Origin of the sequence: Streptomyces lacaronensis (assembly GCF_047337785.1) — a bacterium.
Lineage (GTDB): Bacteria > Actinomycetota > Actinomycetes > Streptomycetales > Streptomycetaceae > Streptomyces > Streptomyces lycopersici.
This window is the reverse complement of sequence record NZ_JBLHDK010000003.1, coordinates 12,188,484-12,210,673: the sequence shown is the minus strand read 5'-3', so window position 1 is coordinate 12,210,673 and position 22,190 is coordinate 12,188,484. Positions and strand designations below refer to the sequence as shown.

The window sequence follows — 22,190 nt, the reverse complement described above, 5'->3', positions numbered from 1 at the left end:
GTGATCGTGGCCGGTGGCGCGTTTTCTCCCGTCCAGGGAGCGATATACGGCACGCGCACGGTGCCCGCGAAGTACTGACGCGGTCGTGGACGCCGAAGGACAGCACTGGAGCAGTCCGGCAGCATCCCGCCAACAGAGGAAAGGTGCTGGTCCCGACGCATGTTCAATCCTTTCAGAATGTGCTTTGCGAGTAGAGCCCCTCTTCGGCGGCCTTGTGACTCCGCGGGGGAACGGGAAGTAGGTGCCGAAGAGGGAGTAGTGAGTTCGTGTCACGCCTGGTTTTGCCGCCGCCCCTCCCTTCCTGGCAGTTGGAGCAGGGGCGGCGGCCGGCCCCCACCAGACGTGGTGGTGGTCCAGTTGACGCGCTCAGCAAGGCGCGGTCAGGAAAACGGCATTGACGAACTTCTGCGCTCATCAGGCGGCACTTTCGATCTGGGCGGCGACCTTGGGCAGGTGCTCCAGGAGCCCGCTGGTTACCCACCCCAGCCGACGGAGCTGGCCGACTGCCTTCCAGTAACCACGGGGGCGCGCTTGGGAGCACAGGAGGTTGGCCCGCTCGATCAACTCCACAACCTGCTGGTGTCGCTGGTCCGTCGCCAGCGCGATGTTTGCGAGTTGCCGCACGGTGACACGTAGGCGCCTGTCAAGCTCATCGAGCTCATGCTCTGCAGGCGCCTGGTTGTCCAAGACGTTGGCCAAATCCTCAAGAACCTGGCGCCCATCAAGCGGGTCCCAATCCCGCAATCCGTGCAGGACACGCAACAGAGTGGAGGCTTTGGGCTCGGGCCCCGATAGCCTCCCAACCCCGCACACTACGATCACCTTGCTGCTCACCAGCGCCCCCTCTCGGCGGCGGTGGAAAAGGTGCACCAAGTAGTTGCGCCTCCGTCGCTGGTTCCCCACGCGCCGCCATGTGCGATCGTCATCCACTCGACGAGCTGGAGTCCACGGCCACTCTCAGCGTCGCCATCGACAAGCCGGATGACGGGCAGCCATGGCGTCTCGTCGTGGACAGAGATACGCAATAGGTCGTCATCCTGGAGGCTGATCAAGAGGGTGATCTCCGTCCCGTGGCTGTGCAGGATCGCGTTCGTGACCAGCTCGGAGGCAGCCAGGACCACGTCATCCGACATGTCAGCCAGCCCCCAGTGCTCCAGGCAGGCTTTGGCTAGGTACCGCATCTGCTTGACGCGGCGGGCGTCAGCCTCAGGTAGCTGGTCGCGTGCGCCACGCTTGGCGATTTCGAAGCGGACCCTCATCGCATCGCCGTTGTCCAACATCTCCGGGGTGTTGAGCGAGGAGCAGTCCTGCCTCTCCCGCTTGGTGAAGGCGTTGACGGCTGTGGGCCTCATCAAGCCAGCTCCTCGTGAGTCGGACGGATATGCCGCCGAACGCCGGAGGGGGCCGCAGTTCATCACTCGACGCGGCCTTCCCGGCGTCCACGCACCCAGGTAACCGCTACGAATGCCCGTTTGTTGATGCCAAGTTGCACAGATACTGCTCGGCAGAGCAGTGCCATTTTGACTATCTCTTTACCCGGGGTGCAGGCGCGCGCCCTAACGTAGGGTTATGCCGGAGACACGGAACGAACAGCTCGCGGCGTGGATGCATGCGCACAAGTTGAGCGCGGAGGAGCTTGCCGACCTCGTCAATGACGCCATCGGCACGCTGACGGGGACATACGGCACTGTCAGCAAACGACACGTCTTCAAGCTGCTGAACGGCCAAGTTCGATGGCCACACAGCAAGCTGCGAATGGCGCTCCAGACGATCACAGGTCACACCGCGCCGGAGTTAGGGTTCACCCCGAGGGGCAAGAACCCCCAAAGCCCTGCTCCGGAAGAGGACCCCGTGTATCGCCGCGCCTTCCTTGCCGCCGCCACTGCAGCAGGCGTCTCGTTGCCCAAATCGCCCGCTGGTGAACCGCGCCGTCATCGCCTCAGCTCCAACGACGTGGAGAAGTTGAAGGCGGAACTCGCAGCTTGGACCAGTGCAGAGAACCAATACGGCGGCACCCCGGGACTAGAGCAGCGCGCCGCTGACCTCACCGACGAGGTCATCTCCCTCCAGCAGGAGCACTCCGCGTCGACGCGCATTCGCTCCGAGCTGTATATCCTCGGCGCAGCCTTCTCCAACAGCGCCATGTGGGCCGCCATCGACGGACGCCGTCTGGACTCCGCCCAGATTCATCTGGACCGGACCATACGCCTCGCTGGTCTGTCCGGCGACCAGGGCACCCAGTTCCGGGTATGGAACCATGGCTCGATCCTTTTCCAGCACCTCAAGCGCCCCACCGATGCCTTGGCAGCGGCCCAAAGGGCCCAGGCATCTGCCATCACACGGCGCGACCCGCTGTTTGCCTCGCTAGCCCTGGCCCGTCTCGCGGTGAACCACGCCGAGCTCGGGGACGCCAGGAACACCATGCGCTACCTGGACTTGGCGCAGAAGGCACTTGACCGCGCCGACCCGCACAGGCACCGTCCCACCTGGATCGAGTTCTATGACCAAGCTGAACTCGATCATCTCGCGATGCTTGCGCATGTCCACCTACGACATTGGCCTGACGCTGAAAAACATGCTCACCGCAGCCTCGCGTACTTGCGGCCGGACCTGAAACGCAATAGTGCCCTGGTGCGCGCGCACCTTGCTGTCGCGCAACTCGGCCAGAACGAGCCCGAACAGGCTGTAGCCACAGTGCAGGACATCTCCGACGAACTGGTGAGGCACGCCCGCGTCCGCAAGCTCCTGGACCGATTCTCCCAGCAGGTCACCACCCTCGATCCCCATAACTCCGAGGCCCGCGACTGGCAGGCCCACTACCGAACGGTGGTCGCATGACTGAAGCTGCTGCCCTGACGCTCGTCCGTACCAGCGAGGTCGAGACATACCGGCAACTGTTTCTTGACATCCACGTGGAGGTTCGTACCGAGGTCGGGCTCATGGAAGATCCCTTCAACGCTGTGGACCTGTTTGATGAGCGTCTGACCAGATACGCCTCCCGAGATGGATGGGAGGCCGTTATCGGCTACAACGGAGAGGAGCCAGTCGGCTACGTCTTCGGCGTGCCGCTCGGCCCTGATTCACTGTGGTGGTCCAGCATGCGGCAGCCCGCGCCAGAGGACTTCACGCAGGAGACCGGCAGCCGCACATTCGCCGTCAACGAGATCCTCGTCCGCAAGATGTGGCGGGGCACAGCGGGGGCAGGCACTTCCCGCGTGCTACACGAGACGCTTCTCGCCGAGCGCATGGAGAAGCGCGCGACGCTCTTGGTCGATCCCACTCGCTCCGACGGACGGCTGAAGGCGGTATACGAGTCCTGGGGATATCAGGACATCGGCGAGCAACAGCCTTTCTCCAACTCCCCCGTGTTCGCGACCATGGTCCGCGATCCGCTCAGTGTCCCGACCGAGACATGACCCATTCGTCAGACCTGCCTGAGCTGCCGCAGCCAGCCATTACCTGTAGCGGCGCGACGGCACCATGGCTGACGTCACCAGGGTGTTCTTCTCCTCACCCTCTTCCCGAGGGTCATCAGGAGCCGAAGCCTGACGTACGCCGTCGATCTGCCGCTCGATGCCGCGCAAGTTCTCTTGCAGATCCATGGTCACGACACCATCAACGGTGACCTTCAGCGGGTCGCCAAGCAGCTTCGCTCGCCGCTCCCCCAGCACCTCCAGTGCCACCGCACGAGCCGACCGCAGCCGGAAGAACCGGCGCTCCAGGTCGGCCGGGTCCGTGTCCGGTCCGAGCTGTGCCAGCAGCCACGACCGCTGGAACTCATCCACCAGCCTGCCCTTTCTCATCTGTACGGGAACGGCCCGCCACCGAGGCGTTCCCGGCGGCGGGCCGTAGGTCACGGAGACGCCGAAGCGGATCGCGAGCGGCGTGGCGACGACTTCTTCGAACTGCCTCCGCCTACGTCCTCCGGCTCCGGGTCGACCGTCTTCTCTGTGGTCGGGTCCGGCTCGCCGACCGCGATCGGCAGCGACCCGTGCCCCTCGGGCGGAACTTCCCACGCATCGGGGTGGGTCACCAGGGCGGCGAGGCGCGGTTCGGGCTCCTCGCCGGGCAGGAGGATCAGCTCCTCGCGCGTGGCCGGGTCCTGCACGTACACGGCGGCTTTCAGTCGAGGCACCGGCATCACAGGACCTTCGCCACGATGTGCGCGTCCGGGGTGTGCATGACCGGCATGCCGACCGCCGCGCCCGGTGTGCATCTGCACGGGGTCGTCCTGGAGCCCGCGAGTGATGATGATGCCCGGCGTGTCCTCGCGGAAGATCTCCGGGTTCGTGCCACGCGAGAGCACCAGCGCCTCGGCCGTCACACCGATCGGGTCTGCGCCCACTTCTCCCGGTCCGGTGGGATCAGGCACCACAGATCTTCCGGCAGCACCTTGCGTGGCTTGCCGTCCACCCGCACCTGCGCCTTGTAGAAGGTGATCGGCGGCAGCGAGTGTTGCCGCGCACCACGTTGATCTGCTGCGGAGTGAGCCTCGCCGTCAGTGTCGTCGACGGGTTCACGCCGGCGTAGTACGCCGCCCGGTAGGCGTTGTTCGCCGCCAGATAGGAGAAACGCCTACCGGCTGGTGACCACCAGTTCCGGTTCTGGCGCGCCGACGTCGTCCAGGTGCTGGTTCCACCGCAGCTCGTCCGCGATCGGGTCCGATTCCGGGTCCCAATACGGCCGTTGCGCGATCGGCATGTTCGGCGCGGGGACGTTCCAGTCGACCTCCAACGTTAGCCCGTTCTCCTGCACCAGCGAGAACTTCCCGACGGCCAGCACGTCACCGGCTGCCGTCTCCAGCGTGACTGGCTCGCCTCCACGTGCCGCTCGACGCCGTCGTCCCGCAGCTCGATCAGCCGGTCCTGGTCCGAGCCGAGCGAGGCTTCCAGGAGGGTCTGTTTCTGATCGGAGATCGCCCGAGACGGCGTCCCGCTGCCGGGGAACACTCAACTAGCCAGAGCGGAGTACCGGCTGCTGCAGGATGATCGCCGCATGATTGTTCCGCCAGTCAGAGAGGTTGTTCGATCAGAAGAGTTCATGTGAACCCAATTCTTTAGCACATCAACGACGGATGACGGACAGAAGTGTGACGCACTGCGCGCGCTGTAATGTGACAGCAATGCGTGAGCCAAAACGCATCCGCGAGTGCCGCTGGTTATGGGGACCGGCGGTGCTCGTGCGTTCCGAGCGGTATGCGGCGAGCAGTCAGCGAGGGGACATTCTTCATATGTCAGGCATCCGGCTTCGGAAGCATCAGGTGGAGACGAAATCCCGGATTCGACAGTGGGTCGGGTTCCCTGCAAGATCATCTGTCCCGGGGTGCGGTGCTCGTGCCACCGTGGTGTCGGCCACCGGGTCCGGGAAGACCTACACGGCCGCGGTCGCCGCGCTGGAGTACTTCCCCGGCGGCCGGATCCTGGTGATGGCGGACACCATCGACCTGCTCGTGCAGTCCGCCCAGGCATGGCGCCGGGTCGGCCACCGCGGGCCCATGGTCGCGGTGTGTTCGCTGGAGAAAGACGAGGTCCTGGAGCGTCTGGAGGTTCGGGCGACCACGAATCCGATCCGGCTGGCGATGTGGGCTGGGACGGGGCCGGTGGTGGTGTTCGCCACCTACGCCTCTCTCGTGGACCGGGAGGACCCGGAAGACCCCACGGGCCAGAAACGCGTCCGCGGGCCACTGGAAGCCGCTCTGGCGGGCGGAGAACGGCTGTACAGGCAGCGGATGGCGCCGTTCGACCTGGCGGTGGTGGACGAAGCGCACATGACCGCCGGGGACGCCGCCCGCCCCTGGGCGGCGATCCACGACAACGCACGCATCCCTGCTGACTTCCGCCTCTACATGACCGCCACCCCGCGCATCCTCGCCTCCCCCCGGCCGCAGAAGGGCAAGGACGGCCAGGAGCTGGAGATCGTGTCGATGATCTCTGACCCGGACGGCACGTACGGCGAATGGATTTTCGAGCTCGGGCTGGCGGAAGCGGTCGAGCGGAACATCCTCGCCGGCTTCGAGATCGATGTCCTGGAGATCCGCGACCCCGAGCCGGTTCTGGGACTGTCGGAGGAGGCGCTGCGCGGGCGCCGGCTGGCGCTGCTGCAGGCCGCGCTCCTGGAGCACGCGGCGAGGTGGAACCTGAAGACCGTGATGACGTTCCACCAGCGGGTGGAGGAGACGGCCGCGTTCGCGGAGAAACTGCGGGAGACGGCGGCCGAGCTGTACGCCACCGAGACATCCGCCCAGGCCCTGTCCGAGGCCGAGAGGCTGCCGGAGTCGTCGATCGACGCGGAGTTCTATGAGCTGGAGGCAGGCCGTCACGTACCCCCGGACCGGGTATGGTCGGCGTGGCTGTGCGGCGACCACTTGGTGGCCGAGCGGCGCGAGGCCATCCGCCAGTTCGCAAACGGCATCGACACCGACGGCAAGCGCGTCCACCGTGCTTTCCTTGCCAGCGTTCGCGTGCTCGGTCAAGGGGTCGATATCGTCGGCACACGGGGTGTGGAGGCCGTCTGCTTCGCCGACACCCGTGGCTCCCAAGTCGAGATCGTCCAGAACATCGGCCGCGCGCTCCGGCCGAACCCGGATGGCTCCACCAAGGTCGCGCGGATCATCGTGCCGGTCTTCCTCGAGCCCGGCGAGGACCCCGGTGACATGGTCTCCAGTGCCTCCTTCCGCCCCCTGGTCGCGGTGCTCCAGGGCCTGCGCTCGCACTCGGAGCAGTTGGTCGAACAGCTCGCCTCCCGTGCCCTCACCCGCAGCCGCCAGGAGTGGCGCGTGCACATCCAGCGCGACGCACAGGGCCGGGTCGTCGGGGCCGGCAGCCAGGGTGGCGGTGAAGGCCGGGAGGATGAGGAGGGCAGCGAGGGTGCTGCCGAGTCCGCGCTGCTGCACTTCTCCAGCCCGCGCGACGCGGCGACCATCGCCGCGTTCCTGCGCACCCGGGTCTTCCGCCCGCAGTCGCTGGTGTGGCTGGAGGGCTACCAGGCCCTGCTCCGCTGGCGGGCCGAGAACGGGATCACCGGCCTGTATGCCGTCCCCTACGACACGGAGGTCGAGGTCGGCGTCACGAAGGACTTTCCGCTGGGGAGGTGGGTGCACCAGCAGCGGAAGGCGCTGCGGGCCGGGGAACTGGAGATACGGCGCAAGACGCTGCTGGACGCGCCGGAGGCCGGGATGGTCTGGGAGCCGGGCGAAGAAGCCTGGGAGACCAAGCTCGCCGCCCTGCGGTCCTACCGCCGTGCGCACGGGCATCTGGCCCCGAGGCAGGACGCTCTGTGGGGCGAAGGGGCGAGCGTGGGAACAGGGGCTGGCTTGATCCCCGTCGGGCAGCACATAGCCAACCTCCGCAGGAAGCGCGGCCTCGGCAAGGATCGCGGGCGTGCCGCGGTCCGCGCCGCACAGCTCACCGCGATCGACCCCGACTGGAACTGCCCCTGGCCGCTGGACTGGCAACGCCACTACCGCGTCCTCGCCGACCTCGCCGCCGACGAACCCCGCGGTTTCCTGCCCGAAATCCAGCCCGGCGTGCTCTTCGAAGGCGACGACCTCGGGCGGTGGCTCCAGCGGCAGGCACGTTTCTGGGCACAGCTGTCGGAAGAGCAGCAGCGGCGGCTGTCCGCGCTGGGCGTGACGCCAGCGGAACGCCCTGGCCCCGAGGCCACGAGCGGTGGGAAGGCAGCGGGGAAGCTGTCAGCGGCTTTCCAGCGAGGTGTAGCGGCCCTCGCGCAGTACATCGCCCGCGAAGGACATCACCGCGTCCCCCGGGGCCACGTAGAAGAGGTCACGGTCGACGGCCACGACACCGCAGTGAAGGTCCGGCTAGGGGTGTTTATGAGCAACACACAATCCAGGCGGGCCAAGCTCACCGAGCCGCAACGCGCCGCTCTGACCGAACTGGGCGTGGTATGGGCCTAGCAGCAGCGGCTCCTGGATTGGCCGTGTCGGTAGCAGCGAACGCTTGGGGGCGCCTTCAGCGGTTCGTGTTCTCCTCTCGGATCATTCGCCGGAGGCTGATGCGTGCTGCCGCCAGGTCTGTTTCCAGGGTTCCCACGAGGGCGTGGAGTTGGTGGTTCTCGTCAGCGGCCTGCTGGAGGCTGTCTTCGAGTCGTTGATTGGTCCGGGTAGTTCGTCGATGCGCTCGGTCGGGTGCCCTGTGTCAAGGGCGTCGAGTTGTTGTCCGAGCTGATGCTGGATGGCCTGCCGCATCCGGTCTCTGTCTTCCCTCAGGGTCCGGATCTCCTGCCTGGCGAGCTTGAGTTCTATGCGCAGGATGGCGGTGGTGCTGCGGGTGCCGGCGGGTGAGGGGTGGTGGGCTGCTGGCGTTGTTGTGCGGCTTCAACGTGCTCGCGGATGCCTTCGGTGTAGGCAAGCCGTGTGGAGACGCCAGCGGTACGAGCGATGAGGGTTGACGCGAGCGGCCAGGGCCTTGCGGCCGGCGCTGGTGAAGACGATGGCAACGGCGGGGTGCCGGGGCGGTCTGCGTCGCAGAACAGCCAGGATCCGCCAGTGGTAGTGCGGGGCGCTCCGCAGTTGGGCCGCCGCCGACAGCGCCCAATGGGGCTCGCAGATGATCACGCGCCAATCGTCCGGCAGCGACTCTGCCGAATATCTCGACGGGTACGTCATCGGACGGGGATGCTGCGCTCATGACCCCAGCCCCTACGGTGTACGCGGATGAGTCCAACAGCACCGGTGAGAACCTTCTCGACGATACTCAACCGGTGTTCTGCGTAGCGGCGGTGCACGTCAGCGACGCCCGCGCTAAGCAGATCGTCGACAGCGTCCGTACGCGGCTACCCGCCGGCCAGGGAGAACCGAAGTACACCTCGTTGTCCAAGGCGGACGCAGGCCGCGAAGCACTGGTCACGGCGTTCTCCGCGCTCGCAGACGAGCACGTCCGCACCTACGTGGCGCACAAGCGGTTCATGGCGACCACCAAAGTCGTTGACGCACTGGTGGTGGAGCGGTTCTGGCGTTCGAGCGGATACAACATGTACGCTGACGGATCGGCCGTGGCGCTGGCCAATCTGTTCCACATGGCCGGTCCGGTCGTCGGCGACGCGTCCGCCTACGAGCATCTCTTGCAGACCTTCGTCGACGCCATCCGGCGGCGAAGTCGCGCCAGCGTAGACGACCTGTTCGCGGCCATCACCGCCTACCTCATGACCGTGAAGCCCGACTTCCTCGACACATTTGCCCCTCTGGAGTTCACCCGCGCAGAGGCCGAAGACATCGTCGCCTCGATCGCCAACGGCGAAGTCGAGGACGTGCTGGATCCGGCGATACCGTGCCTGGTCAGCCTCTGCCAGGATATGGGACAACGCATCGGCGTCTTCCATCTCGTGCACGACGACTCCAAGACGATCGCCCGCCACGCCTCGCGTGTGGAGAACCTGCATGAGGTACCTGACTTGGCGCGTCCCGGACAGATGATGGCCTCCTCTTCGGTTACGGCCATCACGTTTTCCGGCAGCACTACGGCGCCCCAGCTCCAGATCGCGGACTGGATAGCCGGGGCGGCACGCCAGTGGGCAAGCAGCTTGGTCACCGAACGGCCAGATCCGTATGCCAAGCGGCTGGAGCCCATCGTCGCGCCGTGGGTTGCCGGGGGTATCTGGCCCGATCGCGAGTCCATCGCCACACCACGGCTTCCGGCGTAACCCACCCTGTCGGCACAGTCGGCTGATGTCATCGGCCCGGATCTCACCGCGCGCAGCATCAGCGCCCTCAGCGGAGAAGGGCAGGCCAATCCGCGCAACCGCCGCAGAAACGTGGCCCTGATCTCGTGGCGTCTTCCGCAGCCCTGCCGCTTCTACGGCCGGATCGGACCCGAATGATCAGGCTGGCGCTGCGTACCGCGGGGTGCGGCGTACGACCTTGGTGGTTCCCACGGGGCTGATGTACAGGCTGGTCAGATCGCCGTACTCGCCGAGTTCGGTGGCTTCGTCGGTCTTGTACGCCAGGGCGTCGTTGATGCCGAGGGTGCGCAGGGCGACCAGCACGCGGTGGACGTCGGCTTCGTCGGTCCAGTCGGCGGTGTAGATGATCACCGGTCGGCGGGTGGGGTCGCCGTCAAAGGGGCTGCCGAGGGTGGCGACTTTGGCTCCGGGGCCGAGTTTCCCGTTTTCGACGGCTTGTTTGACGAGGCGCCAGCCTGCGTCCAGGGCGCGGACGGGTAGGAACCAGAGCCATTTCCCGTGCGGGGTAGCGGGCGTCTCGCGGAGAGGGAAGACGGTGCCGGGGGCGGCGGCCCATAGCCAGGGGGTGCTGGTAGCCGTCGAGGGGGCGGGCGGGTGGCCGTGGGGCCCCATTCGGGTGGCACGTTTATGCATATACGCACCCTATGCGGCCGAAACCCTCTGCGGTGGGTGATCTTGTGTGCGTGGCGCTCAAGGAATGCGACGACCTGCAGCTTCGGCGGGAACAGGCCCTAACCGCGTGCTGCATCGCAGCTGCGGCAGAGGCCGACCCGCAGCTGCAGCCCGCGCGGCGGGCGGCGATGCTGATGGACTGCCTGGCCGTGCTGCGCGCCGCGCACCCTGCCACCGACGCCGCGCAGTGGGGAATGGGCGAGTTCCGTCGTGCGCTGCGCGGTCCGCTCGACCCACTTCTGCCCACCACAAGTGCACTGGCCGACGGCCTCGGGGCGGTGCGCCTGTTCGAGGAGGACGGCCTGGTCCGCGATGCGCTGCAGGACCTGTGCCGGGAGCATCTGGTGCCGCAGGCGGCGCTGGAGCGGCACTGGCCTTGGGCGCGGGTGAGGGCCGAGCAGGAAGAACGGCGCCTGTACGAGGTCTTGCGGCGCCTGGAGCCGCAGGAGTACCGGCGCGCGCGGGCCCTGCTGGCGGAGAGCCCCGCCGGGCCGGTGCGAGCGCTGCGCCGGGCCTGGGACCAGTTGTGGATGCGGTTCGACTTCTTCGAGCCGGTCAGCGACTGGCCGTGGTGCCATCTGGACGGCTGGTGGTACCCGTGCCCGAAGTGCCGGTGGCCGATGCGGGTCGTTCGCCGCGGCGGCGACGTCGAGGTGCGGTGCGAGGCCCACCGGACGCGCGGGGTGCACTACCGCCTGGGCCTGGAGCCGGCCACAGCGGGCGCGGCGCCGCTCCTGATCGGCACGGGCAAGGAAGCCGGCGCGGTGGTCGGCCTTCCGGCCAGCACGGAGCATCTGGCGCTCAGCCGCCCGGTGTGGCGCTACGGGGTACTGCCGACCCTGCTCGAAATCGAGCTCCGCGACAAGCTGCAGAAACTGGATAACGTGCAGGTGCAGATGTGGCCGGGCGAGCTGCGCCCCGACGAGTACGACCTGCGGATCACAGTCGCGCCGCCGGGCCAGCGCGCGAGGAACCTGCGCGTGGACGCCAAAGCGTGGGAGTCGGTCGAGGCTCTGGCTTGCGCGCTGCTCGAACGCGAGCCGAAGCCATACGCGCTGACCATCGTGCTGCCCGACCACCAGGACCATGAGCGGCACTACCTCCAGGAGCGGCTGAACGGGCGACGGATCAAGGTGACCACGGTCAGCCGCCTAATTGCGCGCATCAAGCAGGCATGTGGGGGTGGGCGGTGAGGCCGGAGGAGTGGCAGATGCGGATGCTGGCGGTGGCGTTCCCGCTGGCGCTGGCCGACGAGTATTTCGGGTTCCGCAACGCGCAGGGGCAGCGGGTCGTCCCGCTGGACCAGGCGCACGTCTTCGCCGCTGCCCGCACCGATGTGTGGGAGCGCTGGCCTCAGGTGCCGCGCCGGGTGCGGGAGCTGATCGGCGGCTACTGGCATGTGCGGCCCGGGGATGTCGCCGGCCGCAGCGCGTTCTACGGGCTGGCGCGCTCCTACGCGTCCTCGCCGGAGGGCTTGTACCGGCTGCCGGAGGATGTCGAGCCGCGCGAGGCGACCTATCTGGTCGTGGCGCACGCGCAGGAGCCGCTGGTGCTGGCGAAGGGGCTGCTGGGCGAGGCCGAGGAGCTGTACTACGGCAACCGTGGACCGCAGCCGGTGGCCACCGCAGGGAAGTGGGCCTTCGGTAGCCGCGACCTTTCGGTCGTGACCGTCCCGGACGGGGAAGGGGAGGCCGGTGTCGCCCCGCTGCGGCTGCGCACCGCCCCCTGGCGCCGTGAGGTGACGCTCTCTCGCCGCCAGGTCTTGCGGCTGACGCGGCGGCAGGCGGCTGCGAACGACTGCAACGGCTGGAAGCCCGGCCTGATGGCCCGCTTCTTCGACCGGCTGCTGGATACCGATGACCGCAGGGTCGCGAAGCTGCGGCTACCCGCGGGCAAGGTCACCGTCCTCAACGCACCCACAGGTGTCGGAAAGAGCGTCCTGCTGAATGCGGCCGCTCCGCTGCTGGTCCGCCGGGGCAAGGGTCCGGTCGCGGTGGTCGTCGGCCAGATCCACGAGAGCCTGAGCAACACCGAGCGCATGCGCGAGGCCGACGACGAACTCGCCCAGCACACGCGGGTCAAGCGCCTGAGCCAGGACGACGACCTCGTGCGGCAGACCGCCGCCGACCTTGCCGCCGCCAACCCCACCCTGAAGATCGTGCCCCTTGTCTCCGGCTACCGCCTGGCGGAGCAGGCCGAGCGTGCCCTGGCCCAGGGCCGCGAGCACCGCTTCGAGGAACTGGCCTACGGGTGCGAGGTGTCCGCATGGCTGATCGACGGCCCCCCGGTGCGGCGCAGCGCCGAGCCGTGCTTGTCGCTGCAGCCGGCCGGCGTCGCGCCCGTCCAGGAGGAGCCGGGCCCCGGCCACGCCTGCCCCCGGCTGGGCATCTGCGGCAAGTACGCCCTGATCCGCGCGGCCATGGACGCGGACATCGTCGTCACCAACCACCACAACCTGCTGCGCGGCTCCCTGCCGGTGCCGGTGGAGACCGACAAAGGCGTGCTGCGCCGCATCAGCGTCCTGGAATTCGTGCTGCGCCTGTGCACGGTGCTGCTGATCGACGAGGTCGACCACCTGCAGAGCAGCTGGTGCGACCTGGGCTCGGACATCTTCACCCTGTCCGGCCGGGCCTGGGGCGGAACCTCCCTGCTCACAGAGGTCGACCGCCAGCGCGAGGCCCTGGACGCCGCCAGCGACCGGCGCCTGGTCAACGCCCTGTTCAAGGCCCGCGGTCTGGGCGATCAGTTCCTGAACTACGTCCTGGACGACGAGCTGTGGCTGGAGACCGTCGGCCAGGACGACGACCGTCCCAGCTCCGACTGGCACGTGCCCGGGCTGTGGGACCGATGGCTGCTCGACAAGCTCCTGCACGTGGATGTCACCAAACCGGTCGGCCCGGACGTCCACAAGGAATTCCGCGCGATCTTCCCCGACCGCGACAAGAAGGCCTCGCCGCCGCCGCGCTACGCCCAACTGGCCGAGCTGCTCGCGAAAGCCGTCAGCCGCGACGCCAGCCACGACGCCCTGCCCCGGGTGAAGACGCAGATCGACAAGGAACTGGGACGACTGAGGATCCCCTCGGGCCAGCGCCGCGAGATCACCAACGCCCTGCTGGTGCGCTCCTGGCTCGGCTGCCTGCACAAGTCCCTGGTTCATCTCAAGGCCGTCCTGGCCGGTCTGGGAGCCGGGGAGCAGATGACGGCCGGCCGGGAACTGGCCCGCGCCCTGGGCACCTTCAGCCACAACCCCGCCCTCCCGTACGGGCCGCTGGGCTACCAGTTGTTCGGATTCAAGGTCGAGAAGAATCAGCGCGGCGGTGGCCGGCTGTCCGTGCAGACCCTGGGCGGCGACCCGCACACCAGCACAGTCCAGCTCGGCGGGACCATCGCTCTGGCCACCGCAGGGGTGGAGCGCAGCGTCCTGGCCCTATCCGCGACCGCGTTCTTCCCACGCGCCGCCAAAGAGCACCTGCACACCCAGCCCGCCTACGTGATGACCGACGCGGCCCCCGGCGCGGTCACCGCCCGGCCAGGCAACGTCTCGGCCACCACTGACATCTGGAACCCCATCGCCGTCGGCGGGCAGGAGGAGTCCAGCAAACCCGCCCGGCTCCTGGAACTGGGCGCCCAGCTGTGGCGAGACCGCCTGTCCGAACACTTGCGGGACCTGGAGATCCACGAACACGACCGGGCCCGCGCGATGGTGGTCACCAACGCCTACAGCCAGTCCATGCTTCTCGCCGCCGGCATCGCCTCCGCGATCCCTGACCCGTCGTGGATCGCCGTGGTCATCCCCAAGACCGGGCCGCCGGGGGGCGTGGCCCCGCCTATCAGCGTGGTCATGATCACCGTCGACCAGCTCGAAGACCTGCCCTACACCCACCCCCACGTCAAGGTCGTGTGCGCGCCGCTGCGCCTGGTCGCCCGCGCCCTGAACATCCTCGTTCCCGGCACCGACCGCTCCGCTCTGTCCTCGGTGTGGGTCGCCACCCGCCCGGCCGCCGACCTGCACACCCCCGAGGCGATGTATGCGAGCATCGGCGCGGCCGGCACCGCCGCGGCCTGCCCCGGCCCCGACCCCGCCCGCATGCTCGCCGTGCAGAGCCGCGCCGCTCACGACCGCTTGAACTGGCTCCTGCGCTCCAGCCCGATGTTCTCCCGCCTCCCGCGGTTCCTGAAGACCGAGATCCTCGCCGGGATCCTGGTCGTCATGATCCAGCTCGCCGGGCGTGCCCGCCGCGGCGGCACGCCCGTGCAGCTGTTCCTGGTCGACAACGCCTTCTTCGCCACACGCCTCGGCACGGACTACCCCTCCCTGCTGCGCGCCTACTACAACGAGCTGACCGAGCAGGAGCAGTACGCGCTGCGCCGCGCCTACGGCTCGACCCTCACCGCGTGGCTCGACCTGGCCCACTCCTCCGAGCAGCCCCACCTGGTCCGAGTCCCCCTCCCCCGCACCACCCCGGCCGAAAGCGAAAGCCCACGATGAGCACCCAGACCCGGCTGTCCTTGCTGGCCTGCCACACCGACGAGAAACTCCTCGGCACGACGTTCCTCTACCCCCTGCCCGACAAGATCGGCGACGTGTGGCCGGCCCTGCGGCGGGAGTACCACGGCGTCACCGGGTCGAAGGCCAACCTTCCCTACTCGGGCCTGCTGACGGTGCTGCGCGCCACCGGATACACCTGCGCGTCGCTGTACCCCACGAGCAAGACCGACCCGCCGAAGTTCCTGGCCACCAGCCGCCCACTGGACCGCGACGACCTGCACGCCGCGATCGTCTTGTGGGAGCAGGCGCTGCTGCAGACCGATGCCGACCGGTTCTCCTTCGCCTACCAGAGCCAGATCGCCGACCTCATCGCCGGCACCACCCCCGAGAAGACCCCGCTGTGGGAACAGTTCACCGGCAACGGGGCCTGCATCGACGCCCCCGGCTGGGCCTGGAGGGCCGCTTCCTGGGCGGTCGCAAGCCGGTTGGCTACCCGCTCCTGGGAGATCGACGGCCAAACCGTCCGCTTCCGCGCCGATCTGGCCGGATGCCTGCAGGTGTGGGATCCCGAGCTGCTGTGGAAGAACAGCTGGGGCGCCGCCTACGGCGACGGCGACGGTGAGAGCGCCGGGGAAGAGGATGCGGCGTGGAAGACCCGGATCCACCACGCCACCCTGCGCCTGGAGGTGGCTGTGAATTCCCACCCCGGCCTGCGCTCTCCGGTCGCCACCGTCCAGCCCCGCGTCTCACGCCTGAGCAACACCCTCAAAAGCGCCCGCACCGCCTGGTTCGCCCCCCGCGACCCCAACGGCCCCCTGATCAAACTGGAACTGGGCGGCAGGGGCGAGCACACACACCTGGACCACACCACCCGCCTGGCCCTGGACGCCTGGACCCGCCTGCACGGCGAGAACGTCTTCCCCCGCACAGCCGACGAGACCGAATTCCTCAGCCCCAGCGCCTGCGACCTCACCGGCACGCCAGGCGCCCTGCGCGCCCTCATCCCCTTCGCCAGCACCTTCTCCATCGGCAAGGGCGACGGCATGCACGCCCGCCGTGAACTCGCCCGCTGGGCCAGGAACACCCTCGGACAACCCCTGGTTCACGCCCACCAGATCGCAGGGCGGCCGTTCAGCAGCCGCCGCACCACCACCGACGGCCGCGACAGCCTCCTGCTCGACGACCCCCGCCTGGGACAAATCATCGCCGCCGCCGGCCGTCAGCGCCTGCGCTTCCTCGTCCTGTACCGCCACCAAAGCGAGCCCACCCGCATGCAGCGACTGCTCGCCTATCACTTCAACCGCCCGGACCTCGCCGCCGCCGGCATGCCGGAGAACACGACCGTGGCGTTGAACGACCACGTCGAGGCCTACCTGCAGCTTGCGGACGACCTGCTGCTCCACGGTGACCACCACGGGCAGCGTCCCGCCCTGGCCCGCCAGCTCCACGGACTGGACGCCTCCGAAGGCATCCGGCTGCTGGCCCTGTGCGAAACCGAGTACGACGCGAAAGCCTGGACCCGCCAGCGCCGCGCCTCCCGCAAGCCCGACGCCACCGTCGCCAATCCCTACGACCTGGACGCAAAGCCCCACGCGGTCCGCGAACTCGCCCGCCTGGGCGTCCTCACCCAGTTCCTCACCCCACACAAGCCCGGACGCCGCAACCCCCGCAAGAAGGCCCGCGACATCACTACCGCCCTCGACCAGTTGGGCAGCGAGCTTGCCGGCGACCACCGCGGCCACATGGCCGTCGCCGACCTCCACCGCACCGCTGGCCTGGTCCACCCCCGTCTCACCGACGCCCTGGCCTACGGCCCGAACGGCCTCAAGGAACCTCTCGTCCACGTCGGCCTGCACCTGCGCGAGCAGCGCGGCCAGCGCCGCGGACCCGCTACCGAACCGCCCCGCCTGATGTGGACACTCGTCGCGCTCGTGCCCCGGGACGGAGGTCTGTGGCAGACCCTGGCATACCTGCGTGACGAGGACTCTCCCGGCGGCACCTGGCTCGACTACGCCACCGCCAACACCCTGCACCGCGCTCGCCGCCTGCCCGACGGCCGCCGCCGCGACGCTCAGCTTCCCCGCTCCATCGACCGCGCCCTGTTCGACCTCGGCGACCACGCCGGCACCGCCACCGGCTACATCGTCTACGTTTCTGGCGACCAGGCCCGCAGCATCTGGCCGCTCCTGGCCAACCGTCACCTGGGCCGCATTCCCGAAGGCGACGGCACGCTGGACGAGCGCCCCGCGCTTCCCGGCTTCACCCTCCCCGCCGGCCAACGCCCACGGGCCGTCCTGCGCGTCACCGCCGGCAGCGAACACGTCGCCTCGCCCGCGCTCGTCGAACGCCTCGACCACACCGACGAGTCAACGGCCGAGATCCAGGAGCGCAAGCTCGCCACCGGCGTGTTCCTGATGGAGGGCACCACCAGCACCTTCATCCTGTGCAACCTGCCCCAGCAGTACACCGGGGGCTCCCGCTACGCGCGAGCCGGCGAGAAGTACACACGCTGGGCCAGCACGTCGGCCGAGGAACAGGCCGAGACCTGGTACAGCCACACCGCAACAGAAATCAGCGTGCTCCACCTGCCTGACGGTCATGCACCACTCACCTACGGCCTGGCCGCGGCCCGCCTGTGCGACCACGCCCTGCACTTCAACTACCGCACCCGGTACCCCGCCCCCATCCACCTCGGCATCCAGATGGACAAGGACCACTGGGAATACCGGCGCACCGTCGACGCGGACTCCGAAGCCGAAGACTGACCCCTCATGGGCACGGTGTTACGCAGAGCAGGGCGGGAGCTTTCCTCGCTCGGTGCGGTCCTGCCAGGTGTCGAGCACGAACTCCGTCACGGTCACCGTGCTGTTCAACGCCAGCCGGGCGTGACGGGCCAGTGCCGGGCTCGGTGCAGTGCGTCCGTGGCCGAGCCCGAGTTGGTTGCGCAGCTCGGCCAAGCCCTGCACTGTCGTGGTGAGGGTGCGCAGGATTTTGACCACCGTTGCGCTGGCTTTGGCGTGGTCCGCTACGGCGTCGGCGTTCAGGCCCAGCAGGGTCGTGACGCGCTTGAACAGCGGTGGCAGGTCCTCTCCGGGCGAGTATTCGATGCCCTGGTGTTCCAGGATGATCTTGCAGAGACTTTCGACGAGTTCTTTGCAGGAGGCGATGGCTGCGGCCGGGTCGCGTTCCAGGCCGGCCCTGATGCGCTCTTGGTGTTCGTGGAGGACACGGGGGTCGGTCAACAGGGGGCGTGCTTCGAACTTCAGGTCCGGCCGGGCGCCGTGGAAGGATGCGCGGGGGCCGCCGGCGTAGACGGGTAGTCCGCTGATGTACTCGGCCGGGTAGAGCTCGAAGCCGTCCTTGGCGAGGATGTCGTTGAGCTTCTCTGCCAGGCGTTGGACCTCGGCCGAGTCCCGCCGCACCACGGGATGCAGCATTTCGGCGAGGAAGTTCAGCAGCGGCTGCGGACAGTCACCATTGAGGCCGAAGCGAGTGTCGGTGAACACCCACTCCGGCGGCCGGTCGTCGTTGTTGATGCAGTGCTGCCAGATGTCTTCCCTGGCCGTGAGACGCCGGTGGCCGTCGCCTTCGCGGGCGTCCAGGTCGTACAGGCGCTCCAGGAAGCTCACCTCGTCCAGAGCGCCCCACCACCAGACCTTCTCGACGACCAGGAGGTCCAGGAGGCGCTGGCGAGTGACGACGGTGACCTGCTGCGGTGCCACGGGGCGGCTCTTTCTCGTTGAGGGTTCCAGTTCGCGCGGACTCAGGTCGAGGCTGCGGGTGCACTACCCGCAGGCGAGGTCGGTGCGGGGTCCGCCTTGCGCCAGGGGGCCTCGGGATCGGCGAGGGTGTCGAGCATCAGCTCGCACCAGGTGGCGGCCGTGCCGACCGCGAACCGGGCATGCCTGGGTCCCAGCCCCGTGGGTGCGGCCAACCGTCCGTGGCCGGTCCCGTACCGGTTGCGCAGTTCCGCGACGCCGATGGCAGCCGAGGTCAGTGCGCCCAGGATGCGCTTGATGCTGTCGGCGTTGTCCGGGCTGCCACCGTTGCCGGCCGGCGGCACGGCCGCGGGGTGGAGGTTGAGGGCCTGCTGCGCCTGCTTGATCAGCACGGGCAGGTCCTGACGTTCGTCGACAGGTAGATTCCGCTTGAGCAGCACGAGCTTGGCGGTCGCCTCGATGAGTTGCTTGGCCGCACCGATCGCGTCATCGGGGTACTCGGCCCCGAACCTGCGCACCCGCTCCAATTCGGCCTGGATGCCCGACGCCTCGGACAGGCCGTCCGCGTGCACGACCAGGTGGGCGACGCGTGCCGTGTGCAGGCGCAGTTCGTCGTCCAGGCGGCAGCCGTCCCGCGCGAACGCCTCCCGCAGCTCCGCCACCGTCTCGGCAGGCAAGCCGTCCCCGCCGTACCTTCGGCTCTCCCGGTCCAAGCGGCGCAGCATGGTCTCGAACACCCGCAGGGCCCGGGTCACATGGTCGTGATCGGTCCAGTCGACGGACGCGGCGTAGGAGTCGAAGAGCTGCTTGCGAACCCCGCCCTCACCCGACGTGAAGCCGAGGGCCGGGGCGAAGTGCTCGTTCTCCCAGTACTCACCGATCGCCCCTGCCACCAGACCACTCATCAGTCCACGGACAGCGTTACGGGCAGTCCGGGAGAGCAGTTCGCGATCGGCGGTGACCATATAGGCAGATTACGGCGCTGGTGGTAGAGCGGGCCGGCATTTTCTACCGTGCGGCTCTGGCAGCGTATCGATGGAGGCGTCGGTCCAGGATGGGCTTGTGGCGTCCGGGCCGGCTCTCCAGGATGTGCTCGCATGTCCGGGCTCCTGCCGTGAACTCGGCGCCGGTGCGTGCCGACATCGCCCGGAAGAACGCCCGGCCGTCCGGGGACTGGCTGCTGGTCGTCCACCGGTAGCCGGAACCCTCCATAAGCGCCCTGTCGATCAGGAGTGTGCCGAGACCTTGCCGCTGCACTTCCGGGGGAGAGTGAGATCTTCGAGATGACGCCACGCCTGCACTCGTGGCACACCTTCCACACGAGCCGGGCATCGGAGGTTCCGTCCCTGCCGTAGACGCGAACGTCCTGAAAGCCAGCAGGCCGTGCCGCGGCATGCAGAAGGAAAAACCGCTCGGTCCTCGGGCGGCGGAGAAGCATCCACCGCCAACGCCACTCATCCAGCCCGTCAGGTGCCCTCACCAAGCCTCCTTCGCCCTCCGCAGGAAAGCCCTCCCGCTCAAGACGCGACGTAAGCACTGCTGCTCACCCACAGTGCCAGCCAACGCCACTTCCGCGGAAGGAATTCGCATGCAAGCTGACACACCGGACACGACAACTTCCCTGCGTCGTCGTACTCTTGACGGAGCCACCCTCGGGCAGAGCCATCGGGCTCCACAGGGACAGTGCGAGGCGGGGTACCGGCCGCAGGAGATCGCCCAGGTCATGGGCATCGCACCGGAGGCGGCCCGGAAGAATCTGGAGCGTGGCAGGACATTGCTGAAGCAGGCGCTGCTGAAGCCTGCGGGCGGGAGCGGACGGTGAGCGACCTCGACCAGGCCCTGCCCGGTCAGCAGACCGGCGACGAGGATGCCCAGCTCGATGCCCTGCTGGCGGCGGCCGACGCCGCTGTTCTGGGCAGACTGGCCGAGGCGGTCGACATCGACGCCGGCCGGGCCGCGGTCTTCGCACCATCGGTCACCGCCGAGGAAGTTCCTCCCTCCAGCGGTCAGGGAAACGTGTCCGGGCTGGAATGGATGCTGCCGTTCGGCAAGGACTCCCTCCTGCAGTGGCTGGCGATCTCTGGGCCCGGCTACCTGCCCCGGCAGCTCGACAAATCCACCTCCACCATCCGCACCATGACCGTCGTGGGCAGAGCCCTCCTCCCCCACTCCATGCGCGCCTACTGGGGGCTGGCCACCGACTTCCTCACCGCCAGCCACGACCACCTGATGCGGCTGAAGGCCGGACTCGCCCACCGCGAACTCACCCGGGAAGCGGCCCTCGCCGCCCACCACGCCGCCCACACCGGCCTCGGGCAGTTCCTCGACACGCTGCACCAAGCCGCACAGGCACCGAACGATCCGCAGACCAGCCGTGTCATCGAACGGCTGATCAGCACGGGAGAAATGGTGCTCACCCTGCTGGAGTGGGCGCGCCAGAGCATCGAACAGCTCTTCTCCGACACCGACCGCAGCGTCCGCTGCCCCACCCGGTAAACCACATCTCAGCTGGTACGGCTGGCGCCCCGAGGGATGCCAGCCGTACAGCCTGCATGGGTACAGCAGTGCACACGGAGTGCCGCGGACAGTGCCGGCGGCTGTCGGTCGCGAGGGGACTCGCGGCCGAAGCCGTCCGGCTCGTAGGCCCTCGCCCCGGCACAGGTCACTCATACGAGTGGCGTGCATGCCGCTGGCGAACCGGACTGGCGCCAGCCGTGTCGCGTCAGGCATGGACAGTATCGACGAGGTACACGTGTCCGAGCCCGGCTTGGTCGTCCTGGACATCACGGCCCGGGATGAGGAGACCGCGGCGGCGGTGATGTCCCGGCTGGATGAGCTGTGGGCGACCTCCGGCGTCGGCCCAGTACGGCGGGTCGCGAGTGAGCCGGGAGTACGGGCCCGCCTGTACGCCGACATCCGACGCCCCGGCTCCCCCGACCCGGCGTGACGGTCGTGGTCTGGGCGCGAAGCGTGCCTGCCCTGGCCGGGCTGGACGGCGTCGTGGTCGAAAAAGATCCTTCGCGTCGTGGGTCAGCGGGCGGGGCCGGGCTGGGGCAGGCGCGGCGGTGGCCAGGCCAGGTTCCATCGCCAGACGGTCCACGTCACGGCGTCGGCGAACGGGCCCTGGCGTTCCTCGAGCATCGCCAGGACTTGGGCGCGGGCGGCGTCGACGGCCTGGTGCTGGGCGTCGGTGACGATGCCGAGGCGGCGCACGTGTGCGTACTCGTCTTCGTCCTTCCACCGCCAGCGCGTGAGGTCGGGGGCGATGACGAGGTCCACGGCCAGGTCGAAGGTGTCGAACCCGACCTCGGTGCGGATTTCGGGGTGTTCGAAGTTCACGTACCAGTTCCGCAGCCGGTGCGCACCGCAAGGGCTGCGGGTGAAGAAGGCGTTGATGCTGAACCACGCCGCTGGCGGCTTCCATAGCAGCAGTTCGGTGTCCTGTCACACGCCGGGCACAAGCTCCCACTCCCCCCGCCGCTATCGCGTCGAAGGCCTCCATCCGCACCGAGGGGTCGCCACCGGCGCGGGCCTTGGCGTACAATGACGGCCGGCTGGCCTCGGCCCCCGGACAGCAGGCAGTCAGCAGCGCCTCGCGGGTGTCGCCGATG

20 protein-coding genes are annotated in these 22,190 nt (G+C 68.5%); 11 read left to right on the top strand and 9 right to left on the bottom strand.

The features are described 5' to 3' along the window. Positions 1 to 414: 414 nt before the first annotated feature. Entirely contained in the window at positions 415 to 834 is a 420-nt protein-coding gene (locus ACMTAK_RS52535) for a DUF6415 family natural product biosynthesis protein (protein ID WP_413812757.1), read from the bottom strand. After that, positions 831 to 1,352, bottom strand: a complete 522-nt coding sequence (locus tag ACMTAK_RS52530) for an ATP-binding protein (protein ID WP_413812756.1) — start codon at positions 1,350 to 1,352, stop codon at positions 831 to 833. Before ACMTAK_RS52530 ends, ACMTAK_RS52535 begins: the two co-directional genes overlap by 4 nt. Positions 1,353 to 1,569: 217 nt before the next feature. Between ACMTAK_RS52530 and ACMTAK_RS52525 the strand changes: the two genes are divergently transcribed. Beyond that, positions 1,570 to 2,838: a Tat pathway signal protein gene (locus ACMTAK_RS52525; protein WP_413812755.1), complete on the top strand. Its 1,269-nt coding sequence runs from the start codon at positions 1,570 to 1,572 to the stop codon at positions 2,836 to 2,838. Further along, a complete protein-coding gene (locus ACMTAK_RS52520) occupies positions 2,835 to 3,416 on the top strand; it encodes an N-acetyltransferase (protein WP_386944311.1) in 582 nt (193 codons plus the stop codon). Before ACMTAK_RS52525 ends, ACMTAK_RS52520 begins: the two co-directional genes overlap by 4 nt. 39 nt (positions 3,417 to 3,455) lie before the next feature. Here ACMTAK_RS52520 and ACMTAK_RS52515 read toward each other — a convergent pair whose 3' ends face one another. From ACMTAK_RS52515 to ACMTAK_RS52505, 3 genes are all read right to left on the bottom strand, one after another. After that, positions 3,456 to 3,785: a hypothetical protein gene (locus tag ACMTAK_RS52515; RefSeq protein WP_413812754.1), complete on the bottom strand. Its 330-nt coding sequence runs from the start codon at positions 3,783 to 3,785 to the stop codon at positions 3,456 to 3,458. Between the two features lie 68 nt (positions 3,786 to 3,853). Next, the gene (locus ACMTAK_RS52510; RefSeq protein WP_413812753.1) at positions 3,854 to 4,345 is read right to left on the bottom strand and encodes a hypothetical protein; all 492 of its coding nucleotides are present in this window, start codon (positions 4,343 to 4,345) and stop codon (positions 3,854 to 3,856) included. Between the two features lie 230 nt (positions 4,346 to 4,575). Continuing rightward, complete coding sequence (locus ACMTAK_RS52505) at positions 4,576 to 4,782, bottom strand: hypothetical protein (protein WP_413812752.1); 207 nt, start codon at positions 4,780 to 4,782, stop codon at positions 4,576 to 4,578. A gap of 448 nt (positions 4,783 to 5,230) precedes the next feature. On the opposite strand from ACMTAK_RS52505, the gene ACMTAK_RS52500 reads away from it, so the two are divergent. Further along, the gene (locus ACMTAK_RS52500) at positions 5,231 to 7,915 is read left to right on the top strand and encodes a DEAD/DEAH box helicase (RefSeq protein ID WP_413812751.1); all 2,685 of its coding nucleotides are present in this window, start codon (positions 5,231 to 5,233) and stop codon (positions 7,913 to 7,915) included. Positions 7,916 to 8,646: 731 nt separating this feature from the next. After that, complete coding sequence (locus ACMTAK_RS52495; protein WP_413812750.1) at positions 8,647 to 9,660, top strand: DUF3800 domain-containing protein; 1,014 nt, start codon at positions 8,647 to 8,649, stop codon at positions 9,658 to 9,660. Between the two features lie 177 nt (positions 9,661 to 9,837). Here the strand turns inward: ACMTAK_RS52495 and ACMTAK_RS52490 are convergent, their stop codons facing one another. Continuing rightward, on the bottom strand, positions 9,838 to 10,332 hold the full coding sequence (locus ACMTAK_RS52490; protein WP_413812749.1) for a putative phosphothreonine lyase domain-containing protein: 495 nt from the start codon (positions 10,330 to 10,332) through the stop codon (positions 9,838 to 9,840). Between the two features lie 50 nt (positions 10,333 to 10,382). Between ACMTAK_RS52490 and ACMTAK_RS52485 the strand changes: the two genes are divergently transcribed. From ACMTAK_RS52485 to ACMTAK_RS52475, 3 genes are read left to right on the top strand one after another with little or no spacing between them, the layout of a single operon-like run. Further along, a complete protein-coding gene (locus ACMTAK_RS52485; RefSeq protein ID WP_413812748.1) occupies positions 10,383 to 11,564 on the top strand; it encodes a restriction endonuclease-related protein in 1,182 nt (393 codons plus the stop codon). Between the two features lie 17 nt (positions 11,565 to 11,581). After that, entirely contained in the window at positions 11,582 to 14,860 is a 3,279-nt protein-coding gene (locus ACMTAK_RS52480) for a hypothetical protein (protein ID WP_413812747.1), read from the top strand. Next, on the top strand, positions 14,857 to 17,625 hold the full coding sequence (locus ACMTAK_RS52475; RefSeq protein WP_413812746.1) for an RNaseH domain-containing protein: 2,769 nt from the start codon (positions 14,857 to 14,859) through the stop codon (positions 17,623 to 17,625). Before ACMTAK_RS52480 ends, ACMTAK_RS52475 begins: the two co-directional genes overlap by 4 nt. Positions 17,626 to 17,643: 18 nt before the next feature. Here ACMTAK_RS52475 and ACMTAK_RS52470 read toward each other — a convergent pair whose 3' ends face one another. Together ACMTAK_RS52470 and ACMTAK_RS52465 are read right to left on the bottom strand one after the other, a co-directional pair. Next, on the bottom strand, positions 17,644 to 18,582 hold the full coding sequence (locus ACMTAK_RS52470; RefSeq protein WP_413812745.1) for an abortive infection family protein: 939 nt from the start codon (positions 18,580 to 18,582) through the stop codon (positions 17,644 to 17,646). A gap of 41 nt (positions 18,583 to 18,623) precedes the next feature. Next, positions 18,624 to 19,544, bottom strand: a complete 921-nt coding sequence (locus ACMTAK_RS52465) for an abortive infection family protein (protein ID WP_413812744.1) — start codon at positions 19,542 to 19,544, stop codon at positions 18,624 to 18,626. An 89-nt stretch (positions 19,545 to 19,633) separates the two neighbouring features. Between ACMTAK_RS52465 and ACMTAK_RS52460 the strand changes: the two genes are divergently transcribed. From ACMTAK_RS52460 to ACMTAK_RS52445, 4 genes are all read left to right on the top strand, one after another. Next, positions 19,634 to 19,777, top strand: a complete 144-nt coding sequence (locus ACMTAK_RS52460) for a hypothetical protein (RefSeq protein WP_413812743.1) — start codon at positions 19,634 to 19,636, stop codon at positions 19,775 to 19,777. A 390-nt stretch (positions 19,778 to 20,167) separates the two neighbouring features. Beyond that, entirely contained in the window at positions 20,168 to 20,401 is a 234-nt protein-coding gene (locus ACMTAK_RS52455) for a sigma-70 RNA polymerase sigma factor region 4 domain-containing protein (protein WP_413812742.1), read from the top strand. After that, positions 20,398 to 21,075: a hypothetical protein gene (locus ACMTAK_RS52450; RefSeq protein WP_413812741.1), complete on the top strand. Its 678-nt coding sequence runs from the start codon at positions 20,398 to 20,400 to the stop codon at positions 21,073 to 21,075. The genes ACMTAK_RS52455 and ACMTAK_RS52450 overlap by 4 nt, the downstream gene beginning before the upstream one ends. A gap of 187 nt (positions 21,076 to 21,262) precedes the next feature. After that, the gene (locus ACMTAK_RS52445) at positions 21,263 to 21,526 is read left to right on the top strand and encodes a DUF6207 family protein (protein ID WP_413812740.1); all 264 of its coding nucleotides are present in this window, start codon (positions 21,263 to 21,265) and stop codon (positions 21,524 to 21,526) included. Positions 21,527 to 21,609: 83 nt separating this feature from the next. Here ACMTAK_RS52445 and ACMTAK_RS52440 read toward each other — a convergent pair whose 3' ends face one another. After that, positions 21,610 to 21,975, bottom strand: coding sequence for a ribonuclease FAU-1 family protein (locus tag ACMTAK_RS52440; protein ID WP_413813259.1), 366 nt, complete (start codon positions 21,973 to 21,975; stop codon positions 21,610 to 21,612). Between the last annotated feature and the right edge of the window lie 215 nt (positions 21,976 to 22,190).